General features: G+C 67.9%; 14 protein-coding genes. 5 read left to right on the top strand and 9 right to left on the bottom strand.

The genetic code is table 11. The features are described 5' to 3' along the window. Position 1: 1 nt before the first annotated feature. Positions 2–595, top strand: a complete 594-nt coding sequence (gene pcaG / locus FPJ27_RS09945; protein ID WP_204422762.1) for a protocatechuate 3,4-dioxygenase subunit alpha — start codon at positions 2–4, stop codon at positions 593–595. Positions 596–1063: 468 nt separating this feature from the next. On the opposite strand, the gene FPJ27_RS09940 is transcribed toward pcaG, so the two are convergent. Continuing rightward, positions 1064–1843, bottom strand: a complete 780-nt coding sequence (locus tag FPJ27_RS09940; RefSeq protein WP_204422761.1) for a helix-turn-helix transcriptional regulator — start codon at positions 1841–1843, stop codon at positions 1064–1066. Between the two features lie 142 nt (positions 1844–1985). Between FPJ27_RS09940 and FPJ27_RS09935 the strand changes: the two genes are divergently transcribed. Further along, positions 1986–2765, top strand: a complete 780-nt coding sequence (locus FPJ27_RS09935; protein ID WP_204422760.1) for an alpha/beta hydrolase — start codon at positions 1986–1988, stop codon at positions 2763–2765. A gap of 35 nt (positions 2766–2800) precedes the next feature. Here the strand turns inward: FPJ27_RS09935 and FPJ27_RS09930 are convergent, their stop codons facing one another. From FPJ27_RS09930 to FPJ27_RS09895, 8 genes are all read right to left on the bottom strand, one after another. Then, on the bottom strand, positions 2801–3628 hold the full coding sequence (locus FPJ27_RS09930; protein ID WP_072436598.1) for a M55 family metallopeptidase: 828 nt from the start codon (positions 3626–3628) through the stop codon (positions 2801–2803). After that, the gene (locus FPJ27_RS09925) at positions 3625–4707 is read right to left on the bottom strand and encodes a P1 family peptidase (RefSeq protein ID WP_204422759.1); all 1083 of its coding nucleotides are present in this window, start codon (positions 4705–4707) and stop codon (positions 3625–3627) included. The genes FPJ27_RS09930 and FPJ27_RS09925 overlap by 4 nt, the downstream gene beginning before the upstream one ends. Beyond that, the gene (gene gsiD / locus FPJ27_RS09920) at positions 4707–5600 is read right to left on the bottom strand and encodes a glutathione ABC transporter permease GsiD (RefSeq protein WP_072436596.1); all 894 of its coding nucleotides are present in this window, start codon (positions 5598–5600) and stop codon (positions 4707–4709) included. The genes FPJ27_RS09925 and gsiD overlap by 1 nt, the downstream gene beginning before the upstream one ends. A gap of 7 nt (positions 5601–5607) precedes the next feature. Further along, positions 5608–6528, bottom strand: a complete 921-nt coding sequence (gene gsiC, locus FPJ27_RS09915) for a glutathione ABC transporter permease GsiC (RefSeq protein WP_072436595.1) — start codon at positions 6526–6528, stop codon at positions 5608–5610. A 67-nt stretch (positions 6529–6595) separates the two neighbouring features. Beyond that, a complete protein-coding gene (gene gsiB, locus FPJ27_RS09910) occupies positions 6596–8158 on the bottom strand; it encodes a glutathione ABC transporter substrate-binding protein GsiB (protein WP_204422758.1) in 1563 nt (520 codons plus the stop codon). Positions 8159–8287: 129 nt separating this feature from the next. Further along, positions 8288–10174 (bottom strand): dipeptide ABC transporter ATP-binding protein, encoded by a 1887-nt coding sequence (locus tag FPJ27_RS09905; protein WP_204422757.1) that lies wholly within the window; start codon positions 10172–10174, stop codon positions 8288–8290. 25 nt (positions 10175–10199) lie between these two features. After that, positions 10200–11198: an isoaspartyl peptidase/L-asparaginase gene (locus tag FPJ27_RS09900; RefSeq protein ID WP_204422756.1), complete on the bottom strand. Its 999-nt coding sequence runs from the start codon at positions 11196–11198 to the stop codon at positions 10200–10202. Continuing rightward, entirely contained in the window at positions 11195–12139 is a 945-nt protein-coding gene (locus tag FPJ27_RS09895; RefSeq protein WP_072436591.1) for a MurR/RpiR family transcriptional regulator, read from the bottom strand. Before FPJ27_RS09895 ends, FPJ27_RS09900 begins: the two co-directional genes overlap by 4 nt. Before the next feature lie 467 nt (positions 12140–12606). Here FPJ27_RS09895 and FPJ27_RS09890 point away from each other — a divergent pair, with 467 nt between their 5' ends. From FPJ27_RS09890 to FPJ27_RS09880, 3 genes are all read left to right on the top strand, one after another. After that, positions 12607–13878 (top strand): MFS transporter, encoded by a 1272-nt coding sequence (locus FPJ27_RS09890; protein ID WP_072436590.1) that lies wholly within the window; start codon positions 12607–12609, stop codon positions 13876–13878. Positions 13879–13905: 27 nt separating this feature from the next. Then, a complete protein-coding gene (locus FPJ27_RS09885; RefSeq protein WP_204422755.1) occupies positions 13906–16326 on the top strand; it encodes a glycoside hydrolase family 31 protein in 2421 nt (806 codons plus the stop codon). Between the two features lie 110 nt (positions 16327–16436). Next, positions 16437–17624: a porin gene (locus FPJ27_RS09880; RefSeq protein ID WP_204422754.1), complete on the top strand. Its 1188-nt coding sequence runs from the start codon at positions 16437–16439 to the stop codon at positions 17622–17624. Positions 17625–17744: the final 120 nt, after the last annotated feature.

The raw sequence follows: 17744 nt of genomic DNA, 5'->3' as shown, positions 1-17744 counted from the left end.
CATGACGACGCTGAAGCAAACCCCTTCGCAGACGGTCGGCCCGTACTTCGCGTACGGCCTGTGCCCGCAGCAATACGACTACGACCTGAAGAGCCTGTTCACGCCGACGATCGCCGCGACGCACGCCGACGGCGAGCACGTGCTGCTGGTCGGCCAGGTGTTCGACGGCGACGGCAACGTCGTCAGCGACGCGGTGCTCGAATTCACGCAAGTGGACAGCGCGGGCCGCTACCCCGCATCGCGCGACGACATCGCGAAATCCGGCTTCACCGGTTTCGCGCGAGTCGGCACGGGCACCGATGCGCAGCACCGCTTCGTCGTCGAGACGGTGAAGCCGGGCCGCACCGCCGCCGATGACGCGCCGCACATCAACGTGACCGTGATGATGCGCGGGATCCTCAGCCATGCGTTCACGCGCATGTACTTCGACGACGAAGCCGCGGCGAACGCGGCCGACCCCGTGCTGAACGCGGTGCCGGCCGAACGCCGCGCAACGCTCGTCGCGAAACGCGACGCGCAGCCGGGCCGCCCGATCGTCTACCGCTTCGATATCCGCATGCAGGGGCCGGACGAGACGGTGTTTTTCGACGTTTGACGCACGCGCCGGCGCCGGCCGGTTTTCGGATGCAGACGCATCGCCGCGTGGCACGATACCGACAGGGATCGCGCCACGCGGCGATTTTCGTGTTTCGTCGCAATCTTTCGATGCTGCGCCGCAACGCGCCGGGCCGCGGTTCCCGATGTCCATTGGTCGAGGCTTCTGCCCCCACATCAAACGCGCGATTGAAACGCATGCTGCGACAGCACATGAATCGTCGGGCCAACAGGATATCGTTTGCGCGTTATGCGGCGTATTCTTTGGTATCCACAACTAGCCAGCAGGATTAAATCCAAAATGGAAATAATCCCGCAAGCAATGCGCGACACCGCCCTGCTGGCCGTGCGCGTTTTTTTCTGACCGAGTGCCTTTAAACGCGTCTGACCGAATCGGGCAGGCGCGTATTTTTTTGCGGCTGCGACCCGCGTAGGGGCGTGGCGCGCGTCGGTCGCCGCTTCCTTTCCCCTAGCGCCGAATCTCCAGATACCGGCTCGGCGTGTCGCCCAGAATGCGGCGAAACGCCGACGTGAACGCGCTCGCGCTCGCATACCCGAGATCGAGCGCGACGCGCGTCACCGGCTGCCCATCGCTCAGGCGGGAAATCGCCGCGAGCATGCACACCTGCTGACGCCATGCCGCAAAACTCACGCCCGTCTGCGCGCGGAACTGCCGCGTGAACGTGCGCCGGCTCACGCCCGCGTCGGCGGCCACCCGGTCGAGATCGGCCGCGATCGACGGCGACGCGAACAGGTGCCGGCACACCTTCGCGAGCCGTGCGTCGGCCGGCAGCGGCGCATGCAGCGACAGGCGCGGCATCGTCGCGATTTCCGCGATCAGCAGCGCCATCAGCTTGCCCGCACGGCCATCTACGTCGTACATGGCCGGCAGGTCGATCGCATCGTCGATCAGCTGCCGCAGCAGCGCGGACACGCCATACACGCCGCACTGCCCGGGCAGGCCCGCCTCCTGCGCGGCGTCGCCGGACACGAACGTGTTGAGCATCGTGACCGGCCCGGTCATCGTCATTTCGTGCCGCACGCCGGCCGGCACCCAGCACGCGCGCTGCGGCGGCACCAGCCAGCGGCCGTGCGGTGTCGACACGCTGATCGTGCCGCGCGACGCGAACGCGAATTGCCCGCGCCCGTGCGCGTGTTCCGGAAACGTCGTGCCCGCCGCATAGTCGTTGGCGGTCACGACCACGCTCCGGGGAATGTGTTCGTAGGGATCTAGCAGCGTATTTCTCACGGCCCGAATTCCATCATCAATGACCCGATATCGAAGGCGGGTCTCCTTCGATCCATCTACGATCCGCTCCACGCTTGCGCGACCTGACGGCCGCAAGACCCGTCGGCCTGATCGGCCGGATTGCAACCTCATCGGAGCGGACATGCCGAATACGTTTCATCGCGTGGGGGACGGCCCCCACCCTGTTCTCGTGCTGCACGGCTGGTTCGGCGACGCCCGCGCGTTCGAACCCGTCGAAGCGTGGCTGTCGCGCGAGCACTTCAGCTATGTGTTCATGGACTACCGCGGCTACGGCCGCATGCGCGCCGCACGCGGCGACTACACGATCGACGAGATTGCCGCCGATGCCCTCGCGCTCGCCGACGCGCTCGGCTTCCCGACCTTCAGCCTCGTCGGCCATTCGATGGGCGGCATGGCGATCGAGAAGATCGCCGCCGTCGCGCCCGACCGCGTGCGCGCGCTGGTGCCGATCGCGCCCGTGCCGTGCGGCGGCCTGCCGTTCGACGCCGAGCGGCGCGCGCTATTCGAGCGCGCCGCCGACAATCTTGCCGATCGCAGGACCATCATCGATCGCAGCACCGGCGGCCGGCTACCCGCCGCCTGGGTCGAGTGGAAAGCCGCGTATTCGGCAGCCTGTTCGTCGCCGCACGCGTTCGGCGCGTACTTCCGTGCGTGGGCCGATACGGATTTCAGCGACGGGATCGCGGGCGTGCATCCGGTGAAAGTGCTGATCGGCGAGCACGATCCGGCGTTCGACGCGGCGCTGATGGCGCGCACCTACCTGCGGCGCTATCCGCGCGCCACCGTCGACGTGCTGCGCAACGCGGGCCACTATCCGATGAACGAGACGCCGCTCGCACTGGTCGCGGCGATGGAAGCGTTCCTGCTGGCCGCGACGGCACGCCCCGCCGCCATCGACTGACCCGCCGCACGCAAGCGGCATCGTTGCGGCGCGCATCACCGCAGCATGAACGACATCGCCGACAGGCTGTTCAGCGTGCGCACCACGTGCTCGACCGACGGCCCGTCGAAGCGCAGCGTCACCGCATCGACGCGCTCGAGCGACGGCAGCACGCAGAACAGGTCGGCAAGCGCGGCCGTCTGCACGCGCAGCGTGCAAGCGGCCGGTGCGGGCCGATGGGCGCCGGCGCGCAAGCCCGCCGACAGCGCGTGCGCGACCGTTTCGCGCGCGGCGGTCGCGATTCGCGCACACGACGCGGCAGGCGTGAGCGTGTCGCCGCTCGATGCGCCGCCGGCCGTCTTGACCGTCTCGAAACGTGCGTCCGGAAACAGCGGCTGCGTTTCCTCTGCGAACACGTCGTCGCCGGTTGCCAGTGCGACGTGCGCGCCATATTCGCGCGCCAGCGCGCCGTACAGCCCGGCTTCGCCGAGCTCGACGCCGTTCAGCCACACCTGAGTGAACGCGAAACCGTTGATCGTGTGCGCGAGCACGCCGCGCGTCTGCGATTTCGCGTGATAGCCGATCATGAATACGAGGTCCGGCCGCTGTTCGAGGCCCGCCATCATCCCGAGCGTGCGCGGCTTGCCGAGCACGACGCGTGAGCGCGCATCGAGCCCGTCGGGCAGCAGGTTGCGAAAGCCGCCATGCGAATCGTTGACCCAGACGGCCTGCGCGCCGCCCGCGAACGCGCCTTCGATCGCGGCGTTCGCCTCGGCGGTCATCCAGCGGCGCGCGCGTTCGTATTCCGGATTGCCGGCGCGCGTCTGCTCGGTGGCGAATACGCCGGCGACGCCCTCGATGTCGGTCGAGATCAGGATCTTCATGACTGGGTAAGACGCCCTTCGTTGCGTTCGTTGAACAGATGATCGAGATCGGGCACCGCATCGCGCAGCGATTGCCGCACGTGGCCGTCGCGCCCGGCGACCGTCACGGCCTGCAGCAATGCATCGGCGATCGCATGCTCGACGCTTTCGGCCGCGGCCATGAACAGCGGGTCGAGCGCCGCATCGGCCACGAGGGCCGGCAGTGCGATGGTCGACGCGTCGTGCGCGATCGTGTACGCGGTCGAGAATGCGAGCGCGATGTCGCCGCTGCCATGCCCGTAGACGGAACCCGTGCGGGCCAGCCCCGCGGCCGCGCGGCGTGCAAGCCGCGACAGTTGCCGCGCGTCGAGCGGCGCATCGGTCGCGAGCAACAGGATGATCGAGCCCTGTTCGGGCGGCGCCGCGTGCGCGGCCCCGGCCGCACGCCGTTGCGCGACGATGCGCCCGAGCGGCACGCCGCCGAGCGTCAGCATCGGCAGCCTGCCAAAATTCGCGAGCACGAGCGCGCCGACCGTATAGGGCCGGCCGGCCGCGACGGCGACGCGCGACGCCGAACCGATCCCGCCCTTCAGGTCGAAACACGACATCCCGCGCCCGGCGCCCACCGCGCCGCGTGCGACGTCGCGCGACGCGGCGCGGCATGCGTCGTCGTAATGCGCGGCCGTGACCGCGAACGCCTGGATATCGTTCAGATAACCGTCATTGCACTCGAACACGAGCGGATTGACGGTCGGCCAGTCGCGGCCGATCTGCGGATTCGCGGCGATCGCCGCGCGGATCTGCGCCTGCGCGACCGCGCCGACGCCGAACGTGTTGGTCAACGCGATCGGCGTATCGAGCGTGCCGAGCTCGTCGACCTGCACGAGCCCGACGCTCTTGCCGAAACCGTTGATCATGGCCGCGCCGGCCGGCACCTTGCTGCGGTACACGTCGCCCGGATGCGGCTTCACGACGGTCACGCCGGTCTGCACGTTGCCGGCATCGAGCGTGCAATGGCCGACCGTCACGCCCGGCACGTCGGCGATCGTGCCGCGCGGCCCGGCCGGCAGCGTCGCGGCCCACATCGGTGCAGCACGCATCAGCGGCGCTCCAGCTTCGGATCGAGCGCGTCGCGCAGCCCGTCGCCGAGCAGGTTGAACGCGAGCACGGTCAGGAAGATCGCGAGGCTGGGGAAGATCGCGACGTGCGGCGCCGTCACCATGTCCGCGCGCGCCTCGTTGAGCATCGCGCCCCACTCCGGCGTCGGCGGCTGCGCGCCGAGCCCGAGGAACGACAGGCTCGCGGCCGTGATGATCGACGTGCCGATCCGCATCGTGAAGTAGACAACGACCGACGACACGGTGCCCGGCAGGATGTGCCGCATGATGATCGTCCAGTCCGACGCGCCGATGCTGCGCGCGGCTTCGACGTAGGTCATGTGCTTGAGCATCAGCGTGTTGCCGCGCACGAGCCGCGCGAACGCCGGAATGCTGAAGATCGCGACCGCGCAGATCACGTTGATCATCCCGTTGCCGAGGATCGCGACCACGCCGATCGCGAGCAGGATGCCCGGGAACGCGAACAGCACGTCGGCGATGCGCATCGTGATGCGATCCCACCAGCCTTCGTAGTAACCGGCGAGCAGCCCGAAGACCGTGCCGATCAGCGCGCCGAGCGCGACCGAGAAGAAGCCGGCCGCGAGCGAGATGCGCGTGCCGGTGACGATCCGGCTGAAGATGTCGCGGCCGAGCGAATCGACGCCGAACCAGTGCACGGCCGACGGCCCCGCGTTCAGCGCATCGTAGTCGAAATAGTTCTCCGGATCGAACGGCACGATATGCGGGCCGACGAATGCCAGCACGACGAGCGCCAGCACGAAGCCGCCCGCGACGAGCGCGACGGTCTGCTTGCGGAACTTGCGCCAGAATTCGCGCCACGGCGTGCGAATCGCGGTCGATGCGGCCGGCGCCGCGGTCTGGACAGTCGCGTTCATGTGCGCCTCACTTGAACCGGATGGTCGGGTTGATGACCGCGTACAGCACGTCGACGGTCAGGTTGATCAGGATGAATTCGAGCGAGAACAGCAGCACGATCGCCTGGATCACCGGGTAGTCGCGCATCGTCACCGAATCGACGAGCAGGCGCCCGAGCCCCGGCCAGTTGAACACGGCCTCGACGACGATCGAGCCGCCGAGCAGGAAGCCGAACTGCAGCCCCATCATCGTGACGACCGGGATCATCGCGTTGCGCAGGCAGTGCTTGAGCACGACCATCGGCTCGTGCACGCCCTTCGCGCGCGCGGTGCGCACGAAATCCTCGTTGAGCACCTCGACGAACGACGCGCGCGTGAAGCGCGCCATCACGGCCGCGACCGCGGCGCCGAGCGTCAGCGACGGCAGCACGTAGCTCTTCCACGTGCCGTCCGGCACGACCGGCAGCCAGCCGAGCTTCACCGAGAAGATCTCCATCAGCAGCATGCCGAGCGCGAACGCGGGAAACGAGATGCCCGACACCGCGATCGTCATGCCGATGCGGTCGGGCCAGCGATTACGCCACACCGCCGACGCGATCCCGATCGCCATGCCGAACAGCGTCGCCCACGCCATGCTGACGAGCGTCAGCAGCAGCGTCGGCATGAAGCGCTCGCCGATCTCGGTCGATACCGGCCGCTTGCTGCGCGTCGACACACCGAAGTCGCCGTGCGCGATCTTCACGAAGAAGTTCGCGAACTGGGTGGGCATCGGCTTGTCGAGCCCGAGATCGGCGCGCACGAGCGCGACCGTCGCGTCGTCGGCTTCGGCGCCGGCCGCGAGCCGCGCGGGATCGCCCGGCAGCAGGTGCACGAACAGGAACACCAGCACCGCGACGATCGCGAGCGTGGGCAGCAGGCCGAACAGGCGTTTGATGATGAAATTCAGCATAGGGCACCGAACCAGTGCGGCGCGCCGGCATCGCGGAGCCGGCGCGCCGTGACGCGCGCGAACGCGCTCATTTCAGCGAGATTTCGTCGAAGTTGAACGAACCGTCCGGCATCACGTACATGCCCTGCAGGCGCTTGCTGCGCGCGTAGACGATCTTCTCCTGCACGAGGAAGATCCACGGCGCATCGGCCCAGATCTGCTTCTGCGCGGTGGCGTAGTACTCGGCCTTCTTCGCGCGGTCGGTGGTTGCCAGCGCCTTCTCCAGCGCGTCGTCGAAGATGCCGTTCTGGTAGTACGCGGTATTGAACAGCTTCGGCGGCTTCGACGCCGACGCGAGCAGCGGCGTCAGCGCCCAGTTCGCCTCGCCGGTCGACGACGACCAGCCGATGTAGAACATCCGCACCGGTGCGCTCGCCGGGTCCTGCGCGCTCTCGACCTTCGCGACGCGCTCGCCCGATTCGAGCGCCTGCACCTGCACCTTCACGCCGACCTGCGCGAGCTGCTGCTGGACGAACTGGATCACCTTCTGCGACGTCGTGTTGTTGTAGCCGGACCAGAGCGTCGATTCGAAGCCGTTCGGATAGCCGGCCTCCTTCAGCAGCGTGCGCGCCTTCGCCGGGTCGTACGGCCAGGGGCCGGTCTTCGTCGCATACTCGACGCCCGGCGGCACGACGCCGGGCGACGGCGTCGCGAAGCCCGAGAACGCGACCTTCGCGAGCGCATCCTTGTTGATCGCGTAGTTGAGCGCCTGGCGCACCTTCGGATTGTCGAACGGCTTCTGCAGCGTGTTCAGCGAGATGTAGCGCACGACGATCGACGGCCGCTCGACCACGTCGAGCTTCGGATTGGTCCTCAGGTCCGCGACCTGCTCATACGGAATCCGGAACGCGAGGTCCGCCTGGCCGGCCTTCATCAGCGCCGCGCGCGTGTTGTTGTCGATCACGGGCTTCCAGTCGATCATGTCGATCTTCGGATAGCCCTTCTTCCAGTAGCCGGCGTATTTCTTCACTTTCATGTCGTCGGTCTGCTTCCACTCGACGAACTCGAAGGGCCCGGTGCCGACCGGATGCAGGCCGATCTCGCGGCCCCATTTCTTCAGCGCCGTCGGCGAGATCATCACCGCGGACGGATGCGCGAGCGTGTTGACGAACGCCGAGAACGGCTCGCGCAGCGTGAACCGCACCGTATAGGGACCGACGACCTCGGTCTTCTCGATCACGCGGAACAGGTTGTAGCGCTTGAGCTTGTTCGCCGGATCGGTCACGCGGTCGAACACCACCTTCACGGCCTCCGCGTTGAAATCGGTGCCGTCCTGGAACTTCACGCCCTGGCGCAGCTTGACGGTATAGACCTTCGCGTCCGGCGACGCCGTATAACTCGTCGCGAGCACGTTGACGAGCTTCATGTCCTTGTCGAAGCCGAACAATCCCTCGTAGAACGACTTCGCGGCGGCCTGCGACACCGTGTCGTTCGAATCGTACGGATCCATCGTCGTGAACGTCTCGCCGACCGCGATCACCGCGGTTTGCTGCGCGAATGCGGGCAGCGCGGCCGACAGCGCGAACGCGCTGGCGCCCGCGACGATCAGCGCGCGCGGACGGAACATCGGGAACGAATGCGGCTTGTTCATCTTGTTTGGCTCCTGTGGATGATTCGGTAACGCGTGGTGGAAATCGCGGCGTGACTGCACCCGCTCGGGAAAAAGACGCCGTTGCCTTGCTCGTGCGCAGCTGCGGTCCATATGCAGCCTGCCGCGCGTTCAGTACGCGCCGCCGACGCGATGCGTCGCGACGTAATGATCGGGACCGACCGCGACGAGCGGCGCAACCACCGGCTCGTCGCCGGCCGCGCGGATCGGGCTCGGAATTTCGTCCGCCGCGAGCTGGCGCGGCGCATGCCGGCGCGCGGGGTCGGCCACGGGCACCGCACTCATCAGCTTCTTCGTGTACGGATGCTGCGGCGCTTCGAACACCGCGCGGCGCGGGCCGATCTCGACGATCTGGCCGAGATACATCACCGCGACGCGATGGCTGACGCGCTCGACGACAGCCATGTCGTGCGAGATGAACAGGTATGCGACGCCGAGCTCGCGCTGCAGGTCGAGCATCAGGTTGACGATCTGCGCCTGCACCGACACGTCGAGCGCCGACACCGATTCGTCGGCGATCACGACCTTCGGGTTCAGCGCGAGCGCACGCGCGATCGCGATCCGCTGGCGCTGGCCGCCCGAGAACTCGTGCGGATAACGGCGTGCGGCCTCGGGCGGCAGGCCGACCTTGTCGAGCAGCCAGTCGACGCGCGCCTGCGCTTCGCGGCCGCTCGCGACGCCGTGCACGAGCAGCGGCTCCATGATCGAGAAACCGACCGTGAGGCGCGGATTCAGCGACGCGAACGGATCCTGGAAGATGAACTGGATGTTCCGGCGCAGCGCCTGCAGGTCCGGGCCCTTCAGCGCGCTGATGTCGCGGCCGTCGAATTCGATCGAGCCGCTTTGCGATTCGACGAGGCGCAGCAGCGAGCGGCCGGTGGTCGACTTGCCGCAGCCCGACTCGCCGACCAGCGCGAGCGTCTCGCCCGCGCGCAGCTCGAAGCTCACGCGCTCGACCGCATGCACGTACTGCGACACGCGGCCGAACACGCCGCTCTTCACCGGAAAGCGCGTGACGAGATCGCGTACGCGCAGGATCGGCGTCGAAGCCGGGTCGACGGGCGGCTGCACATCGTCGTTCGCCGCAGGCGCGGCGCTTGTGCCGTCCACCTTCAGCAGCGGGAATTTCTCGGGTATGTCGGTGCCCTGCATCGAGCCGAGCCGCGGCACGGCCGCGAGCAGCGCACGCGTGTAGCGATGCGCGGGCGTCGCGAAGATGCGCTCCGATTCGCCCTCCTCGACCTTCTCGCCGCGATACATCACGAGCACGCGGTCGGCCACTTCGGCCACCACGCCCATGTCGTGCGTGATGAAGATCACGCCCATGTTCATCTCGTCCTGCAGCCCGCGGATCAATTGCAGGATCTGCGCCTGGATCGTCACGTCGAGCGCGGTCGTCGGCTCGTCGGCGATCAACAGCGCCGGCCGGCACGACAGCGCCATCGCGATCATCACGCGCTGCCGCATCCCGCCCGACAACTGGTGCGGATAACGCACGAACACCCGGCGCGCTTCCGGGATGCGCACGAGATCGAGCAGCCGCAGCGCTTCCGCGCGCGCTTCGGCCGCGCTTTTCGACTGGTGCAGCGCGATCGCCTCGCTGATCTGGTCGCCGACCGTAAACACCGGGTTCAGCGACGTCATCGGCTCCTGGAAGATCATCGCGATGTCCGAGCCGCGGATGCCGCGCATCGTCGCGGCGCTCGCCTGCGCCAGATCGACCAGCGCGCCGCCGCGGCGCCGGAACGCGATGCACCCGCTCGTGATCTCGCCGCCGCCGTGCTCGACAAGCCGCATCAGCGCGAGCGACGTGACCGACTTGCCGGAACCCGATTCGCCGACGATCGCGAGCGTCTCGCCGCGATCGACGTGAAACGACACGTTGCGCACCGCGTCGAACGTCGCGCTTTCGCGGCGGAACGTGACCGACAGGTCGTCCACGGCAACCACGCGCTGCTCGGGCAGCACCAGGCCGGACGGGTTACGGCTCGAAGTCATGCGTCTCTCCTCGTGCGATCCGGAATCAGGCTGCGTCGTCGCGGTAGATGCCGACGACAGGCGCTTCGCCGACGCGCGCGTAGCCGCGATACATCCCTTCGGTGTTGAACGGCATCGCGACGTTGCCGTGCGCGTCGACCGCGATGATCCCGCCGCGGCCCGCCAGGCGCGGCAGCTTGTTCATCACGACGTCGTGCGCGGCGTCGGCCAGCGACGCGCCGCGATACGCGATCTGCGCGGCAACGTCGTGCGCGGTCGCGAGCCGGATGAACGTCTCGCCGGTGCCCGTCGACGACACCGCGCAGGTTGCATCGTCCGCATAACAGCCCGCGCCGATGATCGGCGAATCGCCGACACGCCCCGGCTGCTTGTTCGTGATGCCGCCCGTCGACGTCGCCGCCGCGATGTGGCCGTGCAGGTCGCACGCGACCGCGCCGACCGTGCCGTGCTTGCGGTCCGGATCGAGCGGTTCGGCCGGCTGCGGCTGCGATTGCGATTTGCCGAACGCGAACGTCGCCGCGTCGTGATCGAGCATCATGCCGGCCGCCGCGCGCGCCTTGAGCCACTGCGCGTGCCGCGCTTCGGTGTCGAAATAGCCGGGTTCCGCGAGTTCGAGCCCCTGCGCGGCCGCGAACGCATCGGCGCCCGCGCCGGCGAACAGCACGTGCTCGCTCGCCTCCATCACGCGCCGCGCGGCCAGCACGGGATTGCGCACGCGCGTCGCGCAGCAGATCGCGCCGGCGCCGAGCGTCGCGCCGTCCATGACCGCCGCGTCGAGCTCGTGCTTGCCTTCGGCCGTATACACGGCGCCGCGCCCGGCGTTGAACAGCGGGCAGTCCTCGAGCATCCGCACCGCGACGGTGACGGCGTCGAGCGCGCTGCCGCCGTCGGCCAGCACCTGCTGCGCGGCCTGCAGGATCGCGGTCAGTTCGGCACGGTACCGGCGTTCGGTTTCGGTATCCATCGCATCGCGCAGGATCGTGCCTGCGCCACCGTGAATCGCGACGATCGCGGGAGAAGTCATGATTTTTTCGGACGGGGGGAAGAAGGGTTGGCGGCCGACAGCGCCGCTTGCGGCTGCACGAGCCACGGCAGCAGGAATTCGGTCATCTCGGCCGCGGACTTCGCGGACCGGTGCGTGCGCAGCGCGACCGCGTCGATCAGCGCCTCGATCATCGTGAGCACGGCCGCTTCCGACGTGGCCGCGAAGCGCCGTTCGGCCTTGACGTACAGGTTCAGCGACGCGATCGGCGCGAGCGGCGATTGCGGGCCGTCGGAGATGCCGAGCACGCGCGCGCCGCGTGCCGCCGCGCGGCGCGCCAGCTCGATCGTGTCCTTCACGTAGCGCGGAAACGCGAGCGCGATCACGAGATCGCGCGAGTCGACCGTATACAGTCGCCGCGCCGCGTGCGACGGGCCGCCAAGCAGCGCGAGCGACTGCACGCTGTCGTGACACACGGACAGCCCGTGCTCCATCAGCCCGGTGAGAAACGCGCTCGACCCCGCGCCGAGGATCAGCACGCGCCGCGCGCCGACGATCGCCTCGACCGCAGCCTCGACATCGGCCGCGTCCAGTTGCGCGCGCGTGTTCTCGATGTTCGCGACGGCCTGGTCGAACACCGCGTCAATCCATGCCGCGCCGCGCACGCCGGATTCCTGCTCCTGCGCCGAGCGCAACCGCTCGACCGGCCCGAGCGTCGCTTCGAAGCCGCGCACGAGGGCCGCGCGCATCGCCGGATAGCCGTCGAAGCCGAGCGCCTTCGCGAAGCGGTTCGCGGTCGCGATCGACGCATTCACGGCCTGTGCGAGTTCGTCGATCCGCATCGTCGCCGCGCGAAACGGATTCGCGAGCACGAATTCGCCCATGCGCCGGTGGATCGGTGTCATCAACGGCATCGCCGACGCGATCCGCTCGGCGATCGCGGGTTCGTCGTGACTGGCGTCGTGCGAAACGAGAGGCGTCATGCGAATGGTTGTTGCAAGGAAGGTGAAAATCAATTTACACAATCCGCAGCCGAGAAAAAAATAAATTTTCATCAGGGTTGTCACGCCCCGTCCTGCGCCCGCCGATCGCCAGACCATCGCACAGCCCCGCCGCACGGGCTTTGGCACGCAACCGCCATGTGCTCCCTCTCACGCCGCACCCCCTCTCATCGGGAAAACCCCGAGCAAGTTCATTCGAATGCAAATTCACGTTGACCGGATTCGCATTCGAACATAGGATGTTCGAAAATGATCAGTCGTCAGATAACATCCGTGTCCAGCGACGACAAAATGTTCGCTCGAACAGCGCCATTTCGATGAAAACCGGCAAAATCGGCGCCCATCAAGATCGGACATCGTACAAATAAGCTGAAAAAGCCTTCCCGACCGGACGGCTTGCATGGATCAGGCAGGTGCCGCATGCCCGCCCTGCCCAACAGGAGACAGCAGTGAAAACAGTCAAGGCGTTGCGCTGGTGGATCATCGTGCTCGTGTGTCTCGGCACGATCCTCAACTACCTCGCACGGAACTCCCTCGCGGTGCTCGCCCCCGAGCTGAAGCAGGTATTCGCGATCTCGACGCAGCAGTATTCGTACATCGTCGGCGCGTTCCAGATCGGCTACACGATCATGCAGCCCGTGTGCGGGTTCATCGTCGACCTGATCGGGCTGCGGCTCGGGTTCGCGCTGTTCGCGATGCTGTGGTCGGTGGTCGGCGTCGCGCACGGCTTCGCGTCGGGCTGGCTGTCGCTCGGCATCCTGCGCGGCTTTCTCGGGCTGTTCGAGGCCGCCGCGATTCCGTCGGGGATGAAGGCCGTCGCCGAATGGTTTCCCGATCGCGAGAAATCCGTCGCGGTCGGCTACTTCAATGCGGGCACGTCGCTCGGCGCCGCGATCGCGCCGCCGCTCGTCGTGTTCATCTCGATGCGGTTCGGCTGGCAATCGGCGTTCATGGTCACCGGCGCGCTCGGCTTCGTGTGGGCCGCGCTCTGGTACACGCAGTACCGGTCGCCCGCCGATCATCCGCGCATCACGCCGCAGGAGCGCGCGCTGATCCGCGACGGCCAGGCCACGATGCCGCCGGTGTCGAAGCGCCGCATCCGCGACGTCGTCACCGCGCGGCGCTTCTGGGCCATCGCGCTGCCGCGCTTCTTCGCCGAACCCGCGTGGCAGACCTTCAGCTTCTGGATTCCGCTGTACCTCGCGACCGAGCGCCACATGCCGCTCACGCAGATCGCGATCTTCGCGTGGATGCCGTTTCTCGCGGCCGACGCCGGCGGCATCGCGGGCGGCTATCTGTCGCCGTATCTCGCCAACCGCTTCAAGCTGCCGCTCGTGTGGTCGCGCGTCGCCGGCGTCGCGCTCGGCGCGGTGCTGATGCTCGGGCCCGCGATGATCGGTCTTGTATCGTCGCCGTATACGGCCATCGCGCTGTTCTGCGTCGGCGGCTTCGCGCACCAGATGATCTCCGCGCTCGTCAACACGCTGTCGGCCGACGTGTTCGATTCCGAGGAAGTCGGCACCGCGAGCGGCTTCGCCGGGATGGCCGCGTGGATCGGCGGGCTCGGCTTCTCGCTGCTGGTCGGCGCGCTCGCCGACAAGATCGGCTATGCGCCGCTGTTCGCGTGCCTCGGCCTGTTCGACCTCATCGGCGTCACGCTGCTCGCGGTGCTGATCCGCGGGCAGTCGAAGCAGGAACGCCTGCTCGCACGGCACGCCTGACATTCGCTCTCACCAGGAATCGCATTCATGACTTCGCTTCTTCATCCGCCCGTGTTCCGGATCGCCGCCCGGCACGCGAACCGCCTGCTGCTCGCGTCCGACGCGGGCGCGACCCTCGAGATCTTCGTGCTCGAGGACGACATCGTGCGCGTGCGCGTGCTGCCCGACGCAACGGCACGCACGCCGCGCACCTGGTCGATCGCGCCGGGCCTCGACGACGTACCGCTCGACGGGCGCGACCGCCTTGACCTTGACGGCTTCGCGCTGCCTGCCTGGAGCCTCGCCGAAGACGACGACGGCCTGCGCATCGAAACCGCGCAGATCCGGCTCGCGGTGCGCTGGCAAGGCGGCCATTGCACGTGGTCGATGCGCGGCGCGGACGGCGCATGGCGCGTCGCGCTCGCCGACCGCGCGACGCAGGCGTACAACTTCGGCTGGTGGGACGAGCGCGCGTATCACTACGTCGCCCGCGAGCGCGGCGACAAGGTGTTCGGCCTCGGCGAACGCGCGGGCGACCTCGACCGCACGGGCACGCGCTTCGAGATGCGCAACATCGACGCGATGGGCTACAGCGCGAAGCATACCGACCCGCTGTACAAGCACATCCCGTTCTACATCACGTGGTCGCCCGCTGCATGCCAGGGGTTCGGGCTGTTCTACGACACGCTGTCGGATTGCTCGTTCGACATGGGCCGCGAGCTCGACAATTATCACGGCCCGTACCGCTATTTCGTCGCCGAGCACGGCGACCTCGACTACTACTTCATCGCATCGCCCGATACGCCGCTCGCGGCCGCGCGGCGCTTCACGTGGCTCACCGGGCGCCCCGCGCGCACGCCGAAATGGGGCCTCGGCTATTCGGGCTCGACGATGAGCTACACCGATGCGCCGGACGCACAGCAGCAAATGAACCAGTTCGTCGAGCAGTGCGACGCGCACGACATCCTGTGCGATTCCTTCCACCTGTCGTCGGGCTATACGTCGATCGGCGCGAAGCGTTACGTGTTCAACTGGAACCGCGACAAGTTTCCCGACGCGAAGGGTTTCGTGAAGCACTACCGCGACCACGGCATCCGCCTGTGCGCGAACATCAAGCCGTGCCTGCTGCGCGACCATCCGGCGTTCGACGAAGCCGCAAAACGCGGGCTGCTGATCCGCTCGGCGTCCGGCGAGCCTGCGTGGGTGCAGTTCTGGGACGAGGTCGGCGCGTATCTCGACTTCACGCAGCCGGACGCGTACCGCTGGTGGCGCGAGCAGGTCACGTCGGCGCTGCTCGAATACGGGATCGAGTCGACCTGGAACGACAACAACGAATACGAGATCTGGTCGCCCGATGCGATCGCGCACGGCTTCGGCCAGCCGTTCCCCGCGCGCGAGGCGAAGGTGCTGCAGACGATGCTGATGATGCGCGCGTCGCGCGACGCGCAGCGCGCGCATGCGCCGGCGCAGCGGCCGTTCCTCGTGTCGCGCTCCGGCGGCGCCGGCATGCAGCGCTATGTGCAGACCTGGTCCGGCGACAACACCACATCGTGGGAAACGCTGCGCTACAACCTGAAGATGGGCCTCGGGCTCGCGCTGTCGGGCGTGTCGAACATCGGTCACGATATCGGCGGCTTCTCCGGGCCGGCGCCGTCGCCCGAACTCCTGCTGCGCTGGGTGCAGTTCGGCATCTTCATGCCGCGCTTCAGCATCCATTCGTGGAACGACGACGGCACCGTCAACGAACCGTGGATGTATCCGGAGATCGCCGCGCAGGTCGCGTCGCTGATCAAGCAGCGCTACCGGCTGCTGCCGTACCTCTATCACCTGCTGTGGCTGTCGACGACGCGCTATGAGCCCGTGCTGCGGCCGACCTTCGCCGATTTCCCCGGCGATGCGCGCTGCTACGACGAGTGCGACGACATGATGCTCGGCGATGGGCTGCTGGTCGCGCCGGTCGTCGATCCCGGCCGCACGGAACGCACGGTCTACCTGCCGTCGGGTGCGCGCTGGATGTGCTGCGCGAGCGCGCAGTCGTTCGACGGCGGCGCGAACGTGACGCTGCCCGCGCCGCTCGATACGCCGGTGATGCTGCTGCGTGAAGGCCGCGTGCTGCCGCTGAACGTCGCGGACCAGCATTTCGGCGCGCGCGCCGACACGCGCGGCTTCCTCGTCGCGCCGCGCATCGAGGACGGCGTCGCGTACGGCGAATGCGTCGAGGACGACGGCGAGACGGAAGCGTGGCGCGACGGCGAATACGGACTGTGGCAAATCGAGACCGGCCGCGAGGCGTCGGGCTCGCTCGGCGTATCGGTCCGCTGGGACGGCCGCCCGGCCCGCCCGGCCGACCGCGTCGAGATCCTGCTGCCTGCATCGCTGCAAGGCCCGCTCGCCGTCCGCGGCGCGCGCGTCGAGCGGGACGCGCAGGACGGCGCATGGCGCCGCATCGTCGTCGCGTTCGATCACTGACCGCGCACGCCGCACCGATCGGGCGGGCCGTTCGCGCGGCCCGCCCCCCCGCCACAGAGGAGGTCTCCGAACCTCCCGCCCCCTTTGAAGAAAGAGTCTGGAGATCAACGATGAAAGCACCCGCCAATCGATATGCAATCCTTATTTTATCGGCCGCATCGCTCGGCACGACCGCCGCCCGCGCGCAGAGCAGCGTGACGCTGTACGGCGTCGTCGACGATTCGATCGCGTACGTGAACAACCAGCAGGGCCACTCGAACATCTACATGCGCGACGGCAACCTTTATGCGTCGAAGTTCGGGCTGCGCGGCGACGAGGATCTCGGCGGCGGCACGCACGCGATCTTCGACCTGCAGTCCGGCTTCAACCTGAACAACGGCGCGCAGGCCGCCGCCGGCACGATATTCAATCGCCAGGCGTTCGTCGGCCTGCGCAACGCTCGCTACGGCACGCTGACGGCCGGCCGCCAGTACACGCCCTACTTCCTGTTCGTCGGCCCGTACGCGTCGAGCAGTTGGCTGACCGGCGCGACGGGTGCGCATCCGGGTGACATCGACGGCCTCGATACGACGATCCGCGTGAACAATTCGGTTACCTATACGTCGCCGACCTTCGCCGGGCTGAGCGCGAGCGCGATGTACGCATTCGGCGGCATTGCCGGTGCGACCGGCAAGGGCAACACGTTCAGTGCCGCGCTGCGCTATGCGAACGGGCCGATCGGGATCGCGGCCGGCTACCTGCGCATCAACAGTTCGGGCTCGTCGGCGGGCTTCCTGAACCCGGCCACCGCGTCGTCGGGCAGCTTCGCCGTGTCCGTGCTGAACCAGGGCTACCTGACCGCGAAGGCCGTCGAGCAGGTCGCGGCGGCAGGCAACTACACGCTCGGCGACCTGACGATGGGCATCAACTATTCGAACGTGAAGTACCTGCCCGGCAACGGTTCCGCGTTCACCGACACGGCCGTGTTCAACACCTACGGCGCGCTTGCCGCGTACCGCTTCACGCCGGCGTTCTCGGTGGCCGGAGCGTTCGCGTACACGTTGGCATCGAAGGCGAACGGCGTCGCGAGCGCGGCCCGCTACCAGCAGTATTCGCTGAAAGAGTCGTACAGCCTGTCGAAGCGCACGACACTCTATGCGCTGCAGGCGTACACGCATTCGAGCGGGCAAACGCTCGGCGCGCAAGGTGCCGGCCACGTCATCGATGCGGCGCCGATCGTCGGCGATTCGCAGCAGCTCACGCCGTCGACGACGCACGGCCAGTTCGTCGGCATGGCCGGGATCGCCGTCACGTTCTGAACCCGCACCGCAGCGCCTTCAGCGCGCTGCCCGCACCCCGGACGATGCACATTGCACGCGCCGTCCGGGCGCCCGAGGCCCGGCGCCCACCGGCTTTCCACGTCCCGTTCGACCGGCGCG

This window comes from Burkholderia sp. MS455 (assembly GCF_016899445.1).
In the GTDB taxonomy this organism is placed as follows: domain Bacteria; phylum Pseudomonadota; class Gammaproteobacteria; order Burkholderiales; family Burkholderiaceae; genus Burkholderia; species Burkholderia pyrrocinia_C.
This window is presented reverse-complemented; position numbering and strand designations above follow the sequence as displayed.